Source organism: Pseudomonas subflava (genome assembly GCF_023823685.1).
GTDB classification, from domain to species: domain Bacteria; phylum Pseudomonadota; class Gammaproteobacteria; order Pseudomonadales; family Pseudomonadaceae; genus Aquipseudomonas; species Aquipseudomonas subflava.
Genome location: NZ_JAMXBF010000009.1, coordinates 311848 through 327932, shown reverse-complemented (window position 1 = coordinate 327932; position 16085 = coordinate 311848). Strand labels below are relative to the sequence as shown.

Annotated in this window: 12 protein-coding genes; 2 read left to right on the top strand and 10 right to left on the bottom strand. The window is 64.2% G+C overall.

Annotated features, from left to right (window positions below; genetic code table 11):
• Nucleotides 1-53: 53 nt before the first annotated feature.
• The 4 genes from NF616_RS15005 to NF616_RS14990 all read right to left on the bottom strand — a co-directional run bounded on the left by NF616_RS15005 (nucleotide 54) and on the right by NF616_RS14990 (nucleotide 3670).
• Nucleotides 54-1490: an aminotransferase-like domain-containing protein gene (locus NF616_RS15005; RefSeq protein WP_252274089.1), complete on the bottom strand. Its 1437-nt coding sequence runs from the start codon at nucleotides 1488-1490 to the stop codon at nucleotides 54-56.
• A gap of 184 nt (nucleotides 1491-1674) precedes the next feature.
• Nucleotides 1675-2481 carry an OmpA family protein gene (locus NF616_RS15000; RefSeq protein ID WP_252274088.1) on the bottom strand — a complete coding sequence of 269 codons (807 nt, stop codon included), beginning with the start codon at nucleotides 2479-2481 and terminating at the stop codon, nucleotides 1675-1677.
• On the bottom strand, nucleotides 2481-2831 hold the full coding sequence (locus tag NF616_RS14995) for a DUF4398 domain-containing protein (protein WP_252274087.1): 351 nt from the start codon (nucleotides 2829-2831) through the stop codon (nucleotides 2481-2483). The genes NF616_RS15000 and NF616_RS14995 overlap by 1 nt, the downstream gene beginning before the upstream one ends.
• On the bottom strand, nucleotides 2828-3670 hold the full coding sequence (locus tag NF616_RS14990) for a substrate-binding periplasmic protein (RefSeq protein ID WP_434091887.1): 843 nt from the start codon (nucleotides 3668-3670) through the stop codon (nucleotides 2828-2830). Before NF616_RS14990 ends, NF616_RS14995 begins: the two co-directional genes overlap by 4 nt.
• A 100-nt stretch (nucleotides 3671-3770) precedes the next feature.
• Here NF616_RS14990 and NF616_RS14985 point away from each other — a divergent pair, with 100 nt between their 5' ends.
• Nucleotides 3771-4706: an alpha/beta fold hydrolase gene (locus NF616_RS14985; protein WP_252274086.1), complete on the top strand. Its 936-nt coding sequence runs from the start codon at nucleotides 3771-3773 to the stop codon at nucleotides 4704-4706.
• A gap of 52 nt (nucleotides 4707-4758) precedes the next feature.
• Here the strand turns inward: NF616_RS14985 and NF616_RS14980 are convergent, their stop codons facing one another.
• Both NF616_RS14980 and NF616_RS14975 read right to left on the bottom strand, forming a co-directional pair.
• Nucleotides 4759-5688 (bottom strand): electron transfer flavoprotein subunit alpha/FixB family protein, encoded by a 930-nt coding sequence (locus NF616_RS14980; protein WP_252274085.1) that lies wholly within the window; start codon nucleotides 5686-5688, stop codon nucleotides 4759-4761.
• Complete coding sequence (locus tag NF616_RS14975; protein ID WP_252274084.1) at nucleotides 5689-6438, bottom strand: electron transfer flavoprotein subunit beta/FixA family protein; 750 nt, start codon at nucleotides 6436-6438, stop codon at nucleotides 5689-5691. It abuts the gene before it with no gap.
• 308 nt (nucleotides 6439-6746) lie between these two features.
• On the opposite strand from NF616_RS14975, the gene NF616_RS14970 reads away from it, so the two are divergent.
• Complete coding sequence (locus NF616_RS14970) at nucleotides 6747-8429, top strand: electron transfer flavoprotein-ubiquinone oxidoreductase (RefSeq protein WP_286675062.1); 1683 nt, start codon at nucleotides 6747-6749, stop codon at nucleotides 8427-8429.
• Between the two features lie 506 nt (nucleotides 8430-8935).
• Here NF616_RS14970 and NF616_RS14965 read toward each other — a convergent pair.
• The 4 genes from NF616_RS14965 to NF616_RS14950 all read right to left on the bottom strand — a co-directional run bounded on the left by NF616_RS14965 (nucleotide 8936) and on the right by NF616_RS14950 (nucleotide 16055).
• On the bottom strand, nucleotides 8936-11323 hold the full coding sequence (locus NF616_RS14965; RefSeq protein WP_252274082.1) for an efflux RND transporter permease subunit: 2388 nt from the start codon (nucleotides 11321-11323) through the stop codon (nucleotides 8936-8938).
• 18 nt (nucleotides 11324-11341) lie between these two features.
• Nucleotides 11342-12421, bottom strand: coding sequence for a WD40/YVTN/BNR-like repeat-containing protein (locus NF616_RS14960; RefSeq protein ID WP_434091886.1), 1080 nt, complete (start codon nucleotides 12419-12421; stop codon nucleotides 11342-11344).
• A gap of 264 nt (nucleotides 12422-12685) precedes the next feature.
• Nucleotides 12686-14056: a DUF1329 domain-containing protein gene (locus NF616_RS14955; protein WP_252274081.1), complete on the bottom strand. Its 1371-nt coding sequence runs from the start codon at nucleotides 14054-14056 to the stop codon at nucleotides 12686-12688.
• Between the two features lie 58 nt (nucleotides 14057-14114).
• Nucleotides 14115-16055, bottom strand: coding sequence for a DUF1302 domain-containing protein (locus tag NF616_RS14950; protein WP_252274080.1), 1941 nt, complete (start codon nucleotides 16053-16055; stop codon nucleotides 14115-14117).
• Between the last annotated feature and the right edge of the window lie 30 nt (nucleotides 16056-16085).

Sequence of the window (16085 nt, the reverse complement as noted above, 5' to 3'; positions counted from 1 at the left end):
CCTAGGCGAAAGGTCCATTCGCCCAGGTAGACGGAGCGCCCGCCGACTTCGGGTTACGCGCCGGCGTTTTCCTGGCAGAGCTGCTTGGCCAACGCCCCGAGGGTCATCATCGCCCGCTCCGATTCGCGGTTCCACGGCACGCCACAGGTCAGACGCAGGCAGTTGTTGAACTGCTCGGTGTTACTGAAGATCAGCCCCGGGGCGATGCTGATGCCCTGTTGCAGAGCCCGCACGTGCAGGTCCTGGGCGCTGACCTTGCCAGGCAGGCTGACCCAGAGGATGAAGCCGCCGTTGGGCCGGGTCATCTGCGTGCCTTCCGGGAAGTGCTGCTGCACCGCCAACTGGTAGGCGGTCATGTTCTTGCGGTACTCCTGGCGGATGTGCCGCAGGTGGCGGTCGTAACCGCCGTTCTCCAGGTACGCCGCCACGCCCATCTGCGTCACGCTGCAGGCCGAGTGGGTGCTGAAGGTCTGCAGCCGCTCGACGTCGTCTTGGTAACGGCCGGCGATGATCCAGCCGATGCGCACGCCGGGCGAGAGGGTCTTGGAGAAGCTCGAGCAGTACACCACTTGGTCGTCGCGGTCGTGGGCCTTGAGCGCCTTGCTGCGCCCCGGCTCGAACAGCAGCTCACCGTAGATGTCGTCCTCGATGACCTGGATGCCGTGGTCGCTGGTCAGGCGCAGCAGCTGCTTCTGCCGCTCCTCGGGCATGCTGCCGCCCAGCGGGTTGCTCAGCCGCGCGGTGAGCACCAGTGCCTTGATCGGCCACTGATTGGCGGCCAGCTGCAAGGCCTCCAGGCTGAGGCCGGTGGCCGGGTCGCTGGGAATCTCGATGACCTTGAGACCGAGCACCTCGGCCAGCTGCAGCAGGCCGTAGTAAGTCGGAGACTCGGCGGCGATCAGGTCGCCCGGCTGGGTCACCACGCGCAGGGCCATGTGAATGGCATCCACGCAGCCGTGGGTGATCACCACCTCGGACGGGTCGACCACCACGCCGGCGTCGCGCATGCGGATCGCCACCTGGCGACGCAGCGGCTCGTAGCCGGGGCTGAACATGTAGCTGAACGCGCGCGGGCTCTGGAAACGGGTGACTTTGGCCAGTTGCTGGTGCAGCGAGCGCACCGGCAGGTAATCCACGTGCGGCACGGCGGCACCGAGGGGGAACACCCCTTCCTGGCGCGACTCGGTGAGCACCTGGCTGATGATGCTGCTGCGGGTGACCATCGACGGCCGCTCGACGCGGGCGATGTCCGGGGTCGGCGCGGTGAGGCCTGCGGTCTGGTGCACGTAGAAGCCGGACTGCGGACGGGCACGGATCAGCCCCATGTCCTCGAGGTTGGCGTAGGCCTGCAGCACGGTGGCGTGGCTGACGCTGAGCTGCGAACTCATCTTGCGCACGGAGGGCACGCGCTCGCCCGGTTGGTAGACGCCGCGGCGGATATCCTCGGCCAGCTGCTGGGCGATACGCTGATAAAGCAACAAACTGGTCACGACGAGACTCCTTCCGCTACTGGACCGTAACAGTAACGAAATTCTCAACCAACCTATCGATACAGTCGAGCACGAGCCCCACGGTACAGTTGCAGCTGTACCCGAACAGTTCTTTGCCTGGCAAATGCCGAGACCATAAAAAGCCCCGGTACCCGAGCACCGGGGCTCTCAGCTCGGCGGCAACTCAGCGATAGTCGCCGAGCTTGCCCTGTTCGTCGGAAATGAGGATTTCCACCCGGCGATTCTGCGCCCTGCCCTTGCTCGAGGCATTTTCCGCCAGCGGGTGGGCCTCGCCATAGCCCTTGACTTCCATCCGGTCGGGGTCGATGCCGAGGTCCGCCAGCATGTCGGCCACGGCCTGGGCGCGGGCCCGCGACAGTTCCAGATTCTCCGCCGCCACGCCGCTGTTGTCGGTATAGCCCTCGATGCGGATGGCCCGCCGCGGGTTGATCTGGAGGAACTGCACCAGCTTGAGGATGGTGCGGTTGGCCGAGGGCTTCAGCTCGGTGCGACCGGCATCGAACAGCACGTCGCCAAGGGTCATCACCAGCCCACGGTCGGTCTCGCTGGCCGCCAGACTGACCATCTGCTCTTCCAGCCACTGGCCCTGCTGCTGCGCGCTGAGCAGTTTGGCTTCACGCAGCGCCAGTTGCAGGCGCTCGCGCTCCAGCTCCAGCTTGGCCAGGCGCTCCTGGTTGAGGTTGAGTTCGGCGTGCTGGCGGGCGATCTGGCTATAGCGCTGACTGAGATAGGCGTAGTGCTCCACGTCCTCGGCGCTGCCCCAATAGCTGGACAGACGCTCGGCGCGCGCCAGCGATTCACCGGCTCGGATCACATCCTTCGGCGCGCTGCGCAGCACGTCCGGGTCTTCCTTCACCTGCTGGAAGCCGAGCTCGGCCTCGGTCAGTACCTGCTGGCTCTGCTGGCTGGCGCAACCGGCGAGCAGCGCCAGGGACAGCAGCAGTCCGCCGTTTCGGATCAGGCTCGGCATCACGGCAGCTCCCCCAGTTGCTTGCGCAGACGGGTGATGCGCGCATTCAGGGCATCGAGTTGCTTCTGGCTCTTGAGGTTGACCACCTTGGCTTCGGCCAGGCGGGCATCGAGTTCGGCCTGTTCGGCGAAGACCCGGGCACGCTTGTAGTCTTCCTCGCCCATGTTCTTCTCGGCACGCGCCAGCTTCTGTTCGGCCATGCGCATTTCTTCGATCTGCGGGTCCGCGCCCACGGCACGGGCCTGCTCCACGGCCTGGGCGGTCAGACGCATCTGCTCGTGGGGCGCCGGATCGTTGGCGCAGCCGGCCAGGACCAGCGCCGTCAGGCCAAGGGTAAGACGTCGATTCACGGGGACTTTTCCTGCTCTTGCGGGGGTACGTCGGCGGCGTGCAGCTGCTGCGCTTTCCAGCGCTCCAGGTTGCGCTGCAGGAGGGTTTCCGGCAGGCCGGCGGCAGTCAATTCTGTCATCTTTTTCGCCAGCTGTCCGCGCAGCCAGGGGTCGTTGCAGGCGGAGTCGTGGGACAGGGTCAGGTACAGGCCTTCGCTGGAGATGGGCGGCTCGAGCGTCTCCAGATTCTCCAGCATGCCCTGGGTGTCGGCCAGCGCCATGCCCGGGTAGCGCTCGTAGAGCACGTAGTCGGTGCGCCCCAGCAGCAGCATCTGGAAGGCCTGCACCTGGCTGGGCACCTCCTCCAGCGCCAGGTTGGCCTTGGCGAACGCGTCGAATCGTTCACCGAAACTGTTGTGCACCAGTGTGCCACCGGTGCGGCCGCGCAGGTCTTCCCAACCGGTGTAGGGGAAACCCTGGCCCTTGCGCACCCACACCACGCTCGGCGTATCGAAGAAGGCGGGGTGCACATAGTCCATGCGTTCCAGCCGCGGCAGAGTGAGGAAGGCGCCGGCCAGCAGATCGACCCGGCCGGTGCGCACTTCGTCCTGGGCGCGGGACCAGGGGCCGGTATAGATCACGTCGATCTTCACGCCGAGCTGTTCGCCGATGTGAGCCAGCAGATCCGCGTTGGCGCCGATCAGGTGCTGCGGGCTCTGCGGATCGCGCCACAGATAAGGCGGATACTCAGGGTTACCCGTGGCCACCAGCCGCTCGCATTTGCCGGCGGCCCAAGCCGCTCCAGGCAGCGCCGCCAGCCCCAGCAGGCAAAGGATCATCAACGACTGCATTTTTCGCATCTGAAGCACCGCCGATCTCATGGGTTGGGGGCAGGCCCCGCCTGCGTCATGTTAGCGTAGCAAGCGTGCCTAATAATAATCAGCGATAAGGACTGGGCCCATGAAGAAGTTGATCCTCGGCGTCGCCCTGTTGCTGGCCTTCGCGGCCGGCACGCTCTACTTCTGGCCCGGCGCATTGGTCGCCGGTATTACGTTCGTCGAACGCCAGCAGGCCGGCCTGTCCCCGCGCCAAGTGCAGGTCGACGACCTGACCATACACTATTACGAAGGTGGCCCGGCAAACGCCGAAACCCTGCTGATGATCCACGGCTTCGGCGCCAATCGCGACAACTGGCTGCGCTTCGCTCACTTTTTCACCGATCTCTACCACGTGATCGCCCTCGACCTGCCGGGCTTCGGCGAGAGCAGCCGCCCGGACATCCGCTACGACGTGCTCAGCCAGGCCGAACGGGTACGCGCCTTCGCCCAGGCCCTGAAGGTCGAGCGACCGCACCTGATCGGCAATTCCATGGGCGGTCATATCGCCGCTCTCTACGCCGCACGCCATCCTGCGGAAGTGGCGAGCCTGGCGCTGCTGGACAACTCCGGCATCGACTCTCCACAGAAGAGCGAGTTGATCCAGCGCCTCGAGCGTGGCGAACCCAATCCGCTGGTCGCACGCAGCGCCGAGGAGTTCGATGCGTTGCTGAAGTTCGTCTTCGTCACGCCACCGCCACTGCCGGATGCGCTCAAGCGCTATTTCGCTGAACGGTCGGTGGCCAACCGCGAGCACTACGACCGCATCTTCGCCCAGTTGCGCAGCCATTACGTGCCGCTGGAACCCGAGCTGCCGAAGATCGAGGCCCCTACGTTGGTGCTGTGGGGCGACAAGGATCGGGCGCTGGATGTCTCTAGCATTCAGGTGATGGAGCCGCTGCTGAAGCGGCCGAGCGTGGTGGTGATGAAGGACTGCGGTCACGCGCCGATGATCGAGCGCCCCGAGGAAACGGCGCGGCACTACCAGGCCTTCCTCAACCGGCAGAAGCAAGAGACCTGAAAGCAAAAAACCCGCTCGATGAGCGGGTTTTTTGTGAGAGCGGGAAGCGGGATCAGACCAGCTTCTCGAGCTCCGGTACGGCTTCGAACAGGTCAGCCACCAGGCCGTAGTCAGCCACTTGGAAGATCGGGGCTTCTTCGTCCTTGTTGATGGCGACGATGACCTTGGAGTCCTTCATGCCGGCCAGGTGCTGGATGGCACCGGAGATGCCGACCGCGATGTACAGCTGCGGAGCGACGATCTTGCCGGTCTGGCCGACCTGCATGTCGTTCGGCACGAAGCCGGCGTCGACGGCGGCGCGGGAAGCGCCGACGGCAGCGCCCAGCTTATCGGCCAGCGCGTACAGGTGCTTGAAGTTGTCGCCGTTCTGCATGCCGCGGCCGCCGGAAACGACGATCTTGGCAGCGGTCAGTTCCGGACGGTCGGACTTGGCCAGCTCTTCACCGACGAAGGACGACTTGCCGGCATCGGCGCCGTTACCGACGGACTCGACGGCGGCGGAACCGCCTTCGGCGGCAGCGGCGTCGAAGCCGGTGCTGCGCACGGTGATCACCTTCACGGCAGCGGAGGACTGCACGGTGGCGATGGCGTTACCGGCGTAGATCGGACGCTTGAAGGTATCGGCGCTCTCGACGGCGATGATCTCGGAGATCTGGTCGACGTCCAGCAGGGCGGCAACGCGCGGCAGGAAGTTCTTGCCGTTGGTGGTGGCCGGAGCCAGCACGTGGCTGTAGCCCTTGCCCAGCTCGGCGATCAGCGGAGCGACGTTTTCCGGCAGCTGGTGAGCGAAGGCGGCGTTGTCGGCCACCAGGACCTTGGACACGCCAGCGATCTTGGCAGCGGCTTCGGCAGCAGCGGCGCAACCGGCACCGGCGACCAGAACGTGGATGTCGCCACCGATCTTCTGGGCAGCGGTCACGGTGTTCAGCGTGGCGGCGGCCAGGGCAGCGTTGGTGTGTTCAGCGATAACCAGGATAGCCATTTAGATTACCTTCGCCTCGTTCTTCAGTTTCTCTACCAGTTCGGCCACGGACTTGACCTTGATGCCGGCGCTGCGGGCAGCAGGCGCTTCGACTTTCAGGGTTTTGACGGTGGAAGTGGTGGAAACGCCCAGGGCGTCCGGAGTGACCACGTCCAGCGGCTTCTTCTTGGCCTTCATGATGTTCGGCAGAGACGCGTAGCGCGGCTCGTTCAGGCGCAGGTCGGTGGTGACGATCGCCGGCAGGGCCAGGGCGACGGTCTGCAGGCCGCCGTCGATCTCGCGGGTGACGTTGACCTTGTCACCGGCAAGCTCGACCTTGGAGGCGAAGGTGCCCTGGGCGAAGCCGGTCAGGGCGCCCAGCATCTGGCCGGTCTGGTTGTTGTCGCTGTCGATGGCCTGCTTGCCGAGGATAACCAGTTGCGGCTGCTCCTTGTCGACTACAGCCTTGAGCAGCTTGGCCACGGCCAGGGAGTTCAGCTCCTCGCTGGTCTCCACCAGAATGGAACGGTCGGCACCCAGGGCCAGGGCGGTACGCAGCTGCTCCTGAGCGGTGTTCGGACCGATGGTGACGACGACGATCTCGCTGGCGACGCCCTTTTCCTTCAGGCGGACGGCTTCTTCCACGGCGATTTCGCAGAAGGGGTTCATCGACATCTTGACGTTGGCGAGGTCGACGCCGGAGTTATCCGCCTTGACTCGGACTTTGACGTTGTAGTCGACCACTCGTTTGACAGCTACAAGAACCTTCATGGATTCCTCGTTACTCTCCGGTGAATAAGAATGTCGCCAAGGCAAGCCTGGCCAGTGATGCAGGTCGGCCGGAACCGACGGTCAGCCCATACGGCGAACGCAAAACCGACCGTATCTTGACCGGAACGCCTTTTTCGGTCAACACGAAAAACTCCCATTTAGTCGGCGCGAAGCCTTGCGCCGTCAGGCTTTGACAAAATTCAAACAAACGTTTGTATTGGACGGGCAAGGGCCTGTATATATAATGCCCAGCGCGCAGGCCAGAGAAAGCCTAGCCATAGCACAGATCAACAAACACCGAAGAAGCCTTGAGTAGGAGATTCTCTGTGGAACGCGAATTTATGGAATTCGACGTCGTCATCGTCGGCGCCGGCCCCTCCGGCCTGTCCGCCGCCTGCCGACTGAAGCAGAAGGCCGCCGACGCCGGCAAAGAGATCAGCGTCTGCGTGGTCGAGAAGGGTTCCGAAGTCGGCGCTCACATCCTCTCCGGTGCGGTCTTCGAGCCGCGCGCCCTGAACGAACTGTTCCCCAACTGGAAGGAACTGGGCGCGCCGCTGAACACCGAGGTCAAGCGTGACGACATCTATATGTTGAAGAACGCCGACAGCGCCATCAAGGTCCCGAACCTCTTTGTGCCCAAGACCATGCACAACGAGGGCAACTACATCATCTCCCTGGGTAATCTGTGCCGCTGGCTGGCCCAGCAGGCCGAAGCCCTGGGCGTCGAGATCTACCCGGGCTTCGCCGCCCAGGAAGCGCTGATCGACGAGAACGGCGTGGTCCGCGGCATCGTCACCGGCGACCTCGGCGTGGACCGCGAAGGCCACCCGAAAGAGGGTTACTACACCCCGGGTATGGAGCTGCGCGCCAAGTACACTCTGTTCGCCGAAGGCTGCCGCGGACATATCGGCAAGCAGCTGATCAAGAAGTACGACCTGGCCAGCGAAGCCGACGCCCAGCACTACGGCATCGGCATCAAGGAAATCTGGGACATCGACCCGGCCAAGCACGAGCAGGGCCTGGTGGTGCACACCGCCGGCTGGCCGTTGGACTTCGCTGGCAATGAAAACACGGGTGGCTCCTTCCTCTATCACCTGGAAAACAATCAGGTGGTGGTCGGCCTGATCATTGACCTGTCCTATGCCAATCCCTTCCTGTCGCCGTTCGACGAGTTCCAGCGCTACAAGCACCACCCGGTGGTCAAGCAGTACCTGGAAGGTGGCAAACGCGTCTCCTACGGTGCCCGCGCCATCAGCAAGGGTGGCCTGAATTCCCTGCCGAAGATGGTCTTCCCGGGCGGCGCGCTGATTGGCTGTGACCTGGGCACCCTGAACTTCGCCAAGATCAAGGGCAGTCACACCGCGATGAAGTCCGGCATGTTGGCCGCCGACGCCGTGGCTGACGTGCTGCTGGCCGACGGCCAGGGCGGAGATCTGCTCAACGGTTACGTGGACGGCTTCAAGGCCAGCTGGCTGTATGACGAGCTGTTCTGCAGCCGCAACTTCGGCGCAGCGATCCATAAGTTTGGTGTTTTGGCCGGCGCTGCCTTCAACTTCATCGACCAGAACATCTTCGGCGGCAAGATCCCGGTCACCCTGCACGACAACAAGCCGGATCACGCCTGCCTGAAGACCGCGGCCGAGTCCAAGCGCATCGACTATCCGAAGCCGGACGGCAAGCTGAGCTTCGACAAGCTCTCCTCGGTGTTCCTCTCCAACACCAACCACGAGGAAGAGCAGCCCTGCCACCTGAAGCTGGCCGACGCGAGCATCCCGATCAACGTCAACCTGCCGAAGTACGACGAACCGGCGCAACGCTACTGCCCGGCCGGCGTGTACGAGGTGGTGACCCAGGAAGACGGCGAGAAGCGCTTCCAGATCAACGCGCAGAACTGCGTGCACTGCAAGACCTGCGACATCAAGGACCCGGCCCAGAACATCACCTGGGTGGCTCCGGAAGGCACCGGCGGCCCGAACTACCCCAATATGTAATTCGAGCCGTACAGAAGAAGCCGCCGCAAGGCGGCTTTTTCATGCCTGTGAATCATCCAAAAGGGCCGCAGCCAACTCGCTCCCCTCGCCTCTCTAACAAGTTTGTAGGGTGGCCTCGCCACGCAGCGGCAGCCTGCCGGACGCGGCTCATCTAAACACCAACCGGTGGACTGTCGCTACGCTCCGAGGCCACCCTACCTCATGGCCAGACGGCACCGAGCAACACGTAGGGTGGCCTCGCCGCGTAGCGGCGGCCCGCCGGATGTGCCTCATCTGAACACCGACCGGTGGACTGTTCACTGCGCTCCGACGCCACCCTACATCGAGCACAGGCAGCACGGAGCAACATGTAGGGCGGCCTCGCCGCGCAGCGGCAGCCCGCCAATGGGTAGCGCACCCGACCATAGAGAGCGCCCTCCTCCACAACTCATCCACCCAGCGTCGAATGGCAATTCGACAAAAGAAAAGGGCTCCCGAGGGAGCCCTTTCGTAGTGCACGGTGCCGATCAGTGAGCGAACAGCGAACCGCCCTTCTTGCCGGCCAGTTTCTCCGGCTTGATCAGGAAGCGGGCCAGTGCCGGCAGCAGCCACAGCGCACCGAACATGTTCCACAGCAGCATGAAGGTCAGCATCAGACCCATGTCGGCCTGGAACTTGATCGCCGAGAAGATCCAGGTAACCACGCCGATGGCCAGGCACAGGCCGGTGAACAGCACGGCCTTGCCGGTGGAGCGCAGGGTCTCGTAATAAGCCTCCTGCAGCGGCATGCCTGCGCGCAGGAAACTCTCCAGGCGGCTGTAGATGTAGATGCCGTAGTCCACGCCGATGCCCACGCCGAGCGCGATTACCGGCAGGGTCGCCACCTTCACGCCGATGCCCAGCCAGGCCATCAGGGCGTTGCCCAGGATGGAAGTGAGGATCAGCGGCAGGATGATGCACAGCATGGCGCCGAAGGAGCGGAAGGTGATCAGGCACATCACGGCGACGCAGATGTACACCAGGATCAGGATCTTCAGCTCGGCGGTCGCGATCACCTCGTTGGTCGCGGCCTCGATACCGGCGTTGCCGGCGGCGAGCATGAACTGCAGGTTGTCCGTGTTGTTGTCCTTGGCGAACTCTTCCACCACGCCGACGGCGCGCTTCAGCGTCGCAGCCCTGTGGTCGTTGAGGAACACCAGCACCGGTGCCAGCGAGCAGTCGGCGTTATACAGGCCATCAGCACGGGCGATGGAGTTGTTGAGGATGTCCGGGTTGCGCGACAGGGTCTCCCACTTGAGGCTGCCCTCGTTCATGCCCTTGATCACCTGCTTGGACACGCTGACCATGGAGATGGCCGACTGCACGCCCTCGGTGTTATCCAGACGCCACATCAGCTCGTCCATCGGCGCCAGCGCTTCGTGGGTAGAGCAGCCCTCGCTCTTGGTCTTGACCATCACCACCAGCACATCGGAACTGGTCGAGTAGTTGTTGATGATGAAGTCGTTGTCCTTGTTGTAGCGCGAGTCCGGACGCAGCTCCGGCGCGCCCTGGTCGAGGTCGCCGATCTGCAGGTTGGCCTTCTGGTACCAGAAGCCGGCGACACCGGCCGACAGGGCAATGACCACCGAGATCGGCGCCACCACCGGGTGGGCGAAGTTGGACAGCAGACGCCAGAACGGATGCTCGCGGCAGGCGTCCTTCTTGCTGCGCTCCACGGCCTTCTGGCTGATGCCGATGTAGGAGATGGCGACCGGCAGCAGGATCAGGTTGGTGAACACGATCACGCCCACGCCGATGGAGGCGCCGATGGCCAGCTCGCGGATCACGCCGATGTCGATGATCAGCAGGGTGATGAAGCCGACGGCGTCTACCAGGATGGCGATCATGCCCGGCAGGAACAGCTGGCGGAAGGTGCGCCGCGCCGCGGTCAGGGCGTTGTCGGCCTCGCTCGACTGTAGGGCGATACCGTTGATCTTCTGCACCCCGTGGGAGATGCCGATGGCGAAGATCAGGAACGGCACCAGCATCGAGTACGGGTCGAGACCGAAGCCGGCGAGGTTCATCAGGCCCAGCTGCCAGACCACAGCGATCAGGGTGGTGGACACCACCGAGATCGTCGAGCGGATGCACCAGCTGAACCAGTACAGCAGCACCAGGGTGATGGCCAGGGCGACGCCGAAGAAGGCCACCACCATGATCAGGCCGTCGATCAGGTCACCGACCTTCTTGGCGAAGCCGACGATGTGCACCTGCACATTGGGGTTCTGCGCCTGGTACTTGTCGCGGATCTTCTCTTCCAGCTCATGGGAGAACTGGCGGTAGTCCAGCTTGAGCAGCTTGCTCTGGTCATTCGGGTCGGGGTACTGCTCGAGCAGCGGTACGTCGATGATGCTGGACTTGAAGTTGTTGGCCACCAGGCGGCCGACCTGGCCGGACTTCAGCACGTTGCCACGCAGTTCGCCGAGGCTCTGCGGGGAACCATCGTAAGTCTGCGGGATGACCTCGCCGCCGTCGAAGCCCTCTTCGGTCACTTCGGTCCAGCGCACGCTCGGGCTCCACAGCGACTTCAGACCGGAACGGTCGACGCCGGGGATGTAGAACACCTCGTCGTGGATCTGGCGCAGGGTCTCCATGTACTCCTTGCTGAAGATGTCGCCATCTTTCGCTTCCACGGAGATACGCACGGTGTTGCCCAGGTTGGACAGGTCGTTGCGGTGCTCGAGCATCTTTTCGATGAAAGGATGCTCCAGCGGAATCATCTTCTCGAAGCTGGTCGAGGGACGGATCTGCGAGGCCTGCCACAGCAGCAGCAGGGTGATCACTGCGCACAGCATGATCACGATCGGCCGGTTGTTGAAGATCAGGCGCTCTAGGAAGGTCGCCTTGTCCTGGTGATGGCTGCTCATGGAACTCATATGCTCATTCGCCCCGGCTTATTGTTTTTTGCCTGGCTCGGTGCCAGTCGGAGTAGCGAGGTGCACGCCGCCCTGACCCACCAGGATCAGGTTGCCCGCCGCGTCGTCGATGGCGCCGGCCAGCGAGGCACGGTCAGCACGGTTGACCACGGTGAAGCTGCGCCCGGAATCGTCGCTGGTCAGCACGCTGCCGCCATGACCGACCACGACCAGCGAGCCGTTCTTGAGCAGGCTGCCGTTGGCCAGGCCGAACTCCAGCGGACCGTTCTCGGAGAGCAGCTTGATCTGCTCCCAGCTGTTGCCGAAGTCGGTGGAGCGGAACAGGTTGCCGCGCAGGCCGTAGACCAGCAGCGTATTGGCGCTGGAGGTGCCGAGTGCGCCGAACAGGGTGCCCTCGTACGGGCCCTGGACTTTCTCCCAGGTCTGGCCCCAGTCGGCGGAGCGGAACATGGTGCCCACCTCGCCCACGACGAACAGGCCGGCATCCTTCACGGCGGTGATGCCGTTGATGTGATAGCCGTCTTCGTTGTCCAGGCGATCGCTGACGTCGTTCCAGCTCTTACCGCCATCGGTGGTTTCCAGCAGCGCACCGTAGGCGCCCACGGCATAACCGGTGTTGGTGTCGCGGAACCAGACGTCCAGCAGCGGCGCTTCGCGCTGCAGGTCTTCGAACTGCAGTTCCCAGTTGGCACCGCCGTCGTCGGTGGCGAGGATCTGCGCGTCGTGGCCGACCGCCCAACCGTGCTTGTCGTCAACGAAGTACACGGCGGTGATCAGCTGACGGGTCGGCACCCGGGCCTGGACCCAGTTGCGACCAGCGTCTTCGGAAAACAGGATGTGACCACGATCGCCAACCGCGACCAGGCGCTTGCCGGCACGGGCGACGTCCAGCAGCAGGCTGCTGACGGCCTTGGGCGATTCGATGGAGGTGACGGCGGCGGCGTCCGCGGCCTGCAACGGCAGGGGCGCGGCCAGGGCCAGAACGGAACATACGCTGAGCAGGGACAGCGCTTTCGCCAGCGGCGATGGATGACGGGCCGGGGCCTGGACGGAAGTCAGGCAACCGGAGCGGGTGCGCCGCATGACGGGCTCACGCATATATTTCCCCCTTTATTCTTATAAGTGGGTTCAGCGCCTTCTTTAGGCCGGCTCATGCTATACGGCTTTGGAAAAAACTGACAATCGGCGCGACGTTATGTTTTGTTAAGCGCCGGTTACGCCGCGAATCCCCCGTGACAGAGGCTGCCGAGAGCCGTAGCGGGCCACCAGACAGGGTTGAGCGACGGCGTAGAAAAAAGAACGACCCGGTCTGAATGACCGGGTCGATAGAAAGCCGCTCGAACGAGCGACGGAGTAGCTCGATCAGCGGGTGCCGCGGCGACGCAGGGCCGAGGGGGTGAATTCGCTGTCCTCGGGTTCCGGCTTGTCGAAGACGGCGGTGGTCGGCTCTTCGCTGTCCAGGTTCTGCACGTGGTAGCGGCGGCTCTGTAGATCGTGGAAAGCCTCCATTGCCGACCAGGTGGTGGGCAGGTCGTAATAGTTCTTCAGATAGGCGATCGACACGCGCCACAGCTCGCCACGGCCGTCGTACTGATCGACGACGGCGGCCTGCCAGCTGTCCTCGTCGAGGTACAGGGTGCGCTTGGAGTAGACGTGGCGCGAGCCGGACTTCAGCGTGCCCTCCACCACCCACACGCGGTGCAGCTCGTTGCGGGTCAGCGCCGGATTGATGTGGCCGACCTGCAGCAGGTCCTCGTACTTCACCCCTTCGCCGGCGATCTTGTAGTTGTTGTAGGGGATGTACAGCTCGCGCTTGCCGAGCAGCTTCCACTCGTAGCGATCCGGCGCGCCGTTGAACATGTCGGTGTCGTCGGCGGTGCGCAGACCCTCGGAGGCGGAGATCGGCGTGTCGTAGGCCAGGTTCGGCGCACGCCGCACGCGGCGCTGGCCGGCCGCGTAGGCCCAGGCCTGGCGCGGCTCCTTCACCTGATCCAGGGTCTCGTGCACCAGCGCCGCGCCGCCGGCGAGGCGCGCCGGGCTCTTGGTGAAGTTCAGGTAGTAGAAGAGGATGTTGTCGAGATCGGCGTAGCTGCCCTTCGGGTTGTAGTAGCGGAACAGCGCCTCGACCTCGGACACCACCGGCGAATAGGCGCCGTTGCGCTGCACCGCCACTTCGGCGGAGCGGCGGGTGATGTAGGTGCCGCGATAGCGCACGATGTGGTTCCACAGCGCCTCGACGCCATCTTTCGGGATCGGGAACGGGATGCCGCCGTAGGCGTCGGCGAAGCCGTTGCCGCCCTCGATCAGCTTGGCGGTGGTGGCGTTCTTCAGGGTGTTGTCATAGACCCATTGCGGGGCCGAGCCGGACCGGCGGCTCTGGTACACCGGCATCTGGAAGCTTTCCGGGTAGGAATTGAACAGGGCGATCTGGCCCGCGCTCAGCTTGTCCTTGTACTGGTCCAGGTTGGCCTTGGTGATGGTGAACAGCGGCTTGTCTTCCGAGAACGGATCGACGTGGTGCTGGCCGCTGCCCTTGTAGCCGGCCGGTGGCTGGGTGATGCCGCCGGTCCAGGCCGGAATGCTGCCGTCGGCGTTGCCGGCCTTTTCCGCGCCGAAGGGCGTCAGCGTGGTGCCGAGCTTGGCCGCCTCGTCGGCGGAAACGGCGGCCAGCGCGCTGCCGGCGGAGAGCGCGAGGGCGACGGCGGCGCCCATCAGCGAGTGTTTGATCAGCATGGGTGATTCTCCGTACTAGCGAGCCGGGCGGTATGCCGCCCGGCCCTGGGATGCGGTTTCAGAAGGAGTACTTGAGGTTGACCCCGACATTGTCGCGGTCGCGACCGCTGTTGTTCTGCCCGGCGCCATAGTATTCGGTGTACTGCACTTCGGCCTCCAGGCTGTTCAGGTAACTGGCTCGCAGGCCGACCGAATAGGCCATCGCCCCCTCGACGAAGTTGCCGGTCTGGTGCGAGTTGCCCTGGAAGTTGTGCTTGAACACGGCGAACGGCGACAGGTTGACCCCGGCGTACACGTCGTTCCAGGTACCGGACAGGGCCAGGGTATAGCCATAGGCGTCGCGGTCGAGCTGATCCTCCTCGTCGTAGCCGGACACGTAGGCCCCGTTGGGGCGACCCGAGAAGCCGCGCTCGCTGCCGTCGTAGGCGGTGTAGCTCAGGTCGCTGGCGCGGGCGTGCTCGGAGGCCAGCTCGGCCACACCCATCAGCGAGTCGAAGCTGAGCGTCGGGCCGAAGTTGTAGATGGTGCCGATGGACAGGTTGAACGCCTCGATGCGCTCGTAGTTGTGGAAGATCGGCCCGCGGCACAGCTGCTTGCCGGAGATGTCGGCGCAGGCTTGGTCGCCGGCGAGGCTACCGTCATAGATGTCGGTGAGGCCGAAGAAGCCCTGGCCCAGCAGGTCGCCGAGCAGGTCGTTGGTGGCGCTGATGCCCACCGGCAGGTTGGGCCGGTAGGACAGCTCGCCGAACACCGAGGCCTCGCCGACGGTGGTGTTGAAACTGAAGCCGTAGACGCGGATGTCCTCCACGAACTCGCGGCGGGCCACGGCGTTGCTGGCGGCGTCCAGGGTCGCTACGGCAGGAGCCAACGCCGAACCGAATGGCCCGAGCGCAGACGACAGAGCTGCCAGGTCGACGCCCTCGTAGCCACTCAGGTCCACCGCGATCTGCGGTTCCTTGGCGTGATAGTTGATGTAGTAGAAGCCGAACTCGGTGAGGTTCCAGTCCTCTGCCACGTAGCGCAGGGCGATGCCGTACTGGCCGTCGTTCTTGGCGTTGATGTCGCTGCCGATGTTGGCCACCTTGAACACGTTGTACTGCGGGTCCAGGTAGGCGTTCGGCCCGAAGGGGCCGTTGCCGACCAGGCCGGCGCCCAGCGCGCTCTGATAGCCGGACATGACGATGGGCAGCAGCGGATCGTCGTAGCGCGTATAGGCAGTGCTGCCACCCTCGGCGAACAGATCGGTCTCGGAGAAGAAGGTGCCGGCCGGGTCGATCGCCGTCTCCTTCCAGTTCCACTGGTAGAAGGTCTCCAGCGACAGGTTGTCGGTCAGGCCGACGTTGAAGTTGACGGCCTCCACCGGCACCAGCACTTCCTTCAGTTCGGAGCCCGGCAGGCGGAACTTGGCCGCGTCGATCGGGTTGGTGGTGTTGATGCCGCCGCGGTAGAAGATGCCCTCGCCCCAGTTGAACACCTGGCGGCCGACCTTGACGGTCAGCGGCATGCTGCCGACATCCCAATTGCCGTAGACGTAGGCGTCGAGGATCTCCGCGTTGCGGCCGGCCGTGTGGCGGGTGTCGTGGGTGAAGCGGTCGTTGTTCGGGTAGCTCTGGCTGGGGCGGAAGTCGTCGTTGTCGTTGCGCTTGTCCATGATCTGGGTGTCATAGAAGGCGGTGCCGCGCACGAACATGCCGTAGTTCTGGTAGTTGGCTTCCAGGTCGGAGGTGATCTTGTACACCTCGGAGACCAGGCCGGTATCGAAGTTGCGATTGCCGTCGTTGCCGTTGGTGTCGTCGTTGGTCTTGTCCTGGCCCTGCACGCGGTACATCTGGCCGTAGGACAGGGTGGTGTCGAGCGAACCGGTCACCTCGCCGTCGACGAAGCTGAATTCGACGGCGCCGGCCGGAACGGCCACCAGCAAGGGAATGAGCCCGGCGAGGGCGAAGCCCGCCTTGGCGGGGGCGAAACGAAGGGACGGCTTGCGCAAGGGGATGGCCATCGGCAACTCCATGGATCGATTGTTCTTGTT

What these genes read in the sequence shown, in the direction of transcription:
- NF616_RS14960 (WP_434091886.1), bottom strand. Translation starts at nt 12,421, where the DNA reads ATGCGTGAGCCCGTCATGCGGCGCACCCGCTCCGGTTGCCTGACTTCC.
- NF616_RS14955 (WP_252274081.1), bottom strand. Translation starts at nt 14,056, where the DNA reads ATGCTGATCAAACACTCGCTGATGGGCGCCGCCGTCGCCCTCGCGCTC.
- NF616_RS14975 (WP_252274084.1), bottom strand. Translation starts at nt 6,438, where the DNA reads ATGAAGGTTCTTGTAGCTGTCAAACGAGTGGTCGACTACAACGTCAAA.
- NF616_RS14965 (WP_252274082.1), bottom strand. Translation starts at nt 11,323, where the DNA reads ATGAGTTCCATGAGCAGCCATCACCAGGACAAGGCGACCTTCCTAGAG.
- NF616_RS15000 (WP_252274088.1), bottom strand. Translation starts at nt 2,481, where the DNA reads ATGCCGAGCCTGATCCGAAACGGCGGACTGCTGCTGTCCCTGGCGCTG.
- NF616_RS14980 (WP_252274085.1), bottom strand. Translation starts at nt 5,688, where the DNA reads ATGGCTATCCTGGTTATCGCTGAACACACCAACGCTGCCCTGGCCGCC.
- NF616_RS14985 (WP_252274086.1), top strand. Translation starts at nt 3,771, where the DNA reads ATGAAGAAGTTGATCCTCGGCGTCGCCCTGTTGCTGGCCTTCGCGGCC.
- NF616_RS14950 (WP_252274080.1), bottom strand. Translation starts at nt 16,055, where the DNA reads ATGGCCATCCCCTTGCGCAAGCCGTCCCTTCGTTTCGCCCCCGCCAAG.
- NF616_RS14990 (WP_434091887.1), bottom strand. Translation starts at nt 3,670, where the DNA reads ATGCGAAAAATGCAGTCGTTGATGATCCTTTGCCTGCTGGGGCTGGCG.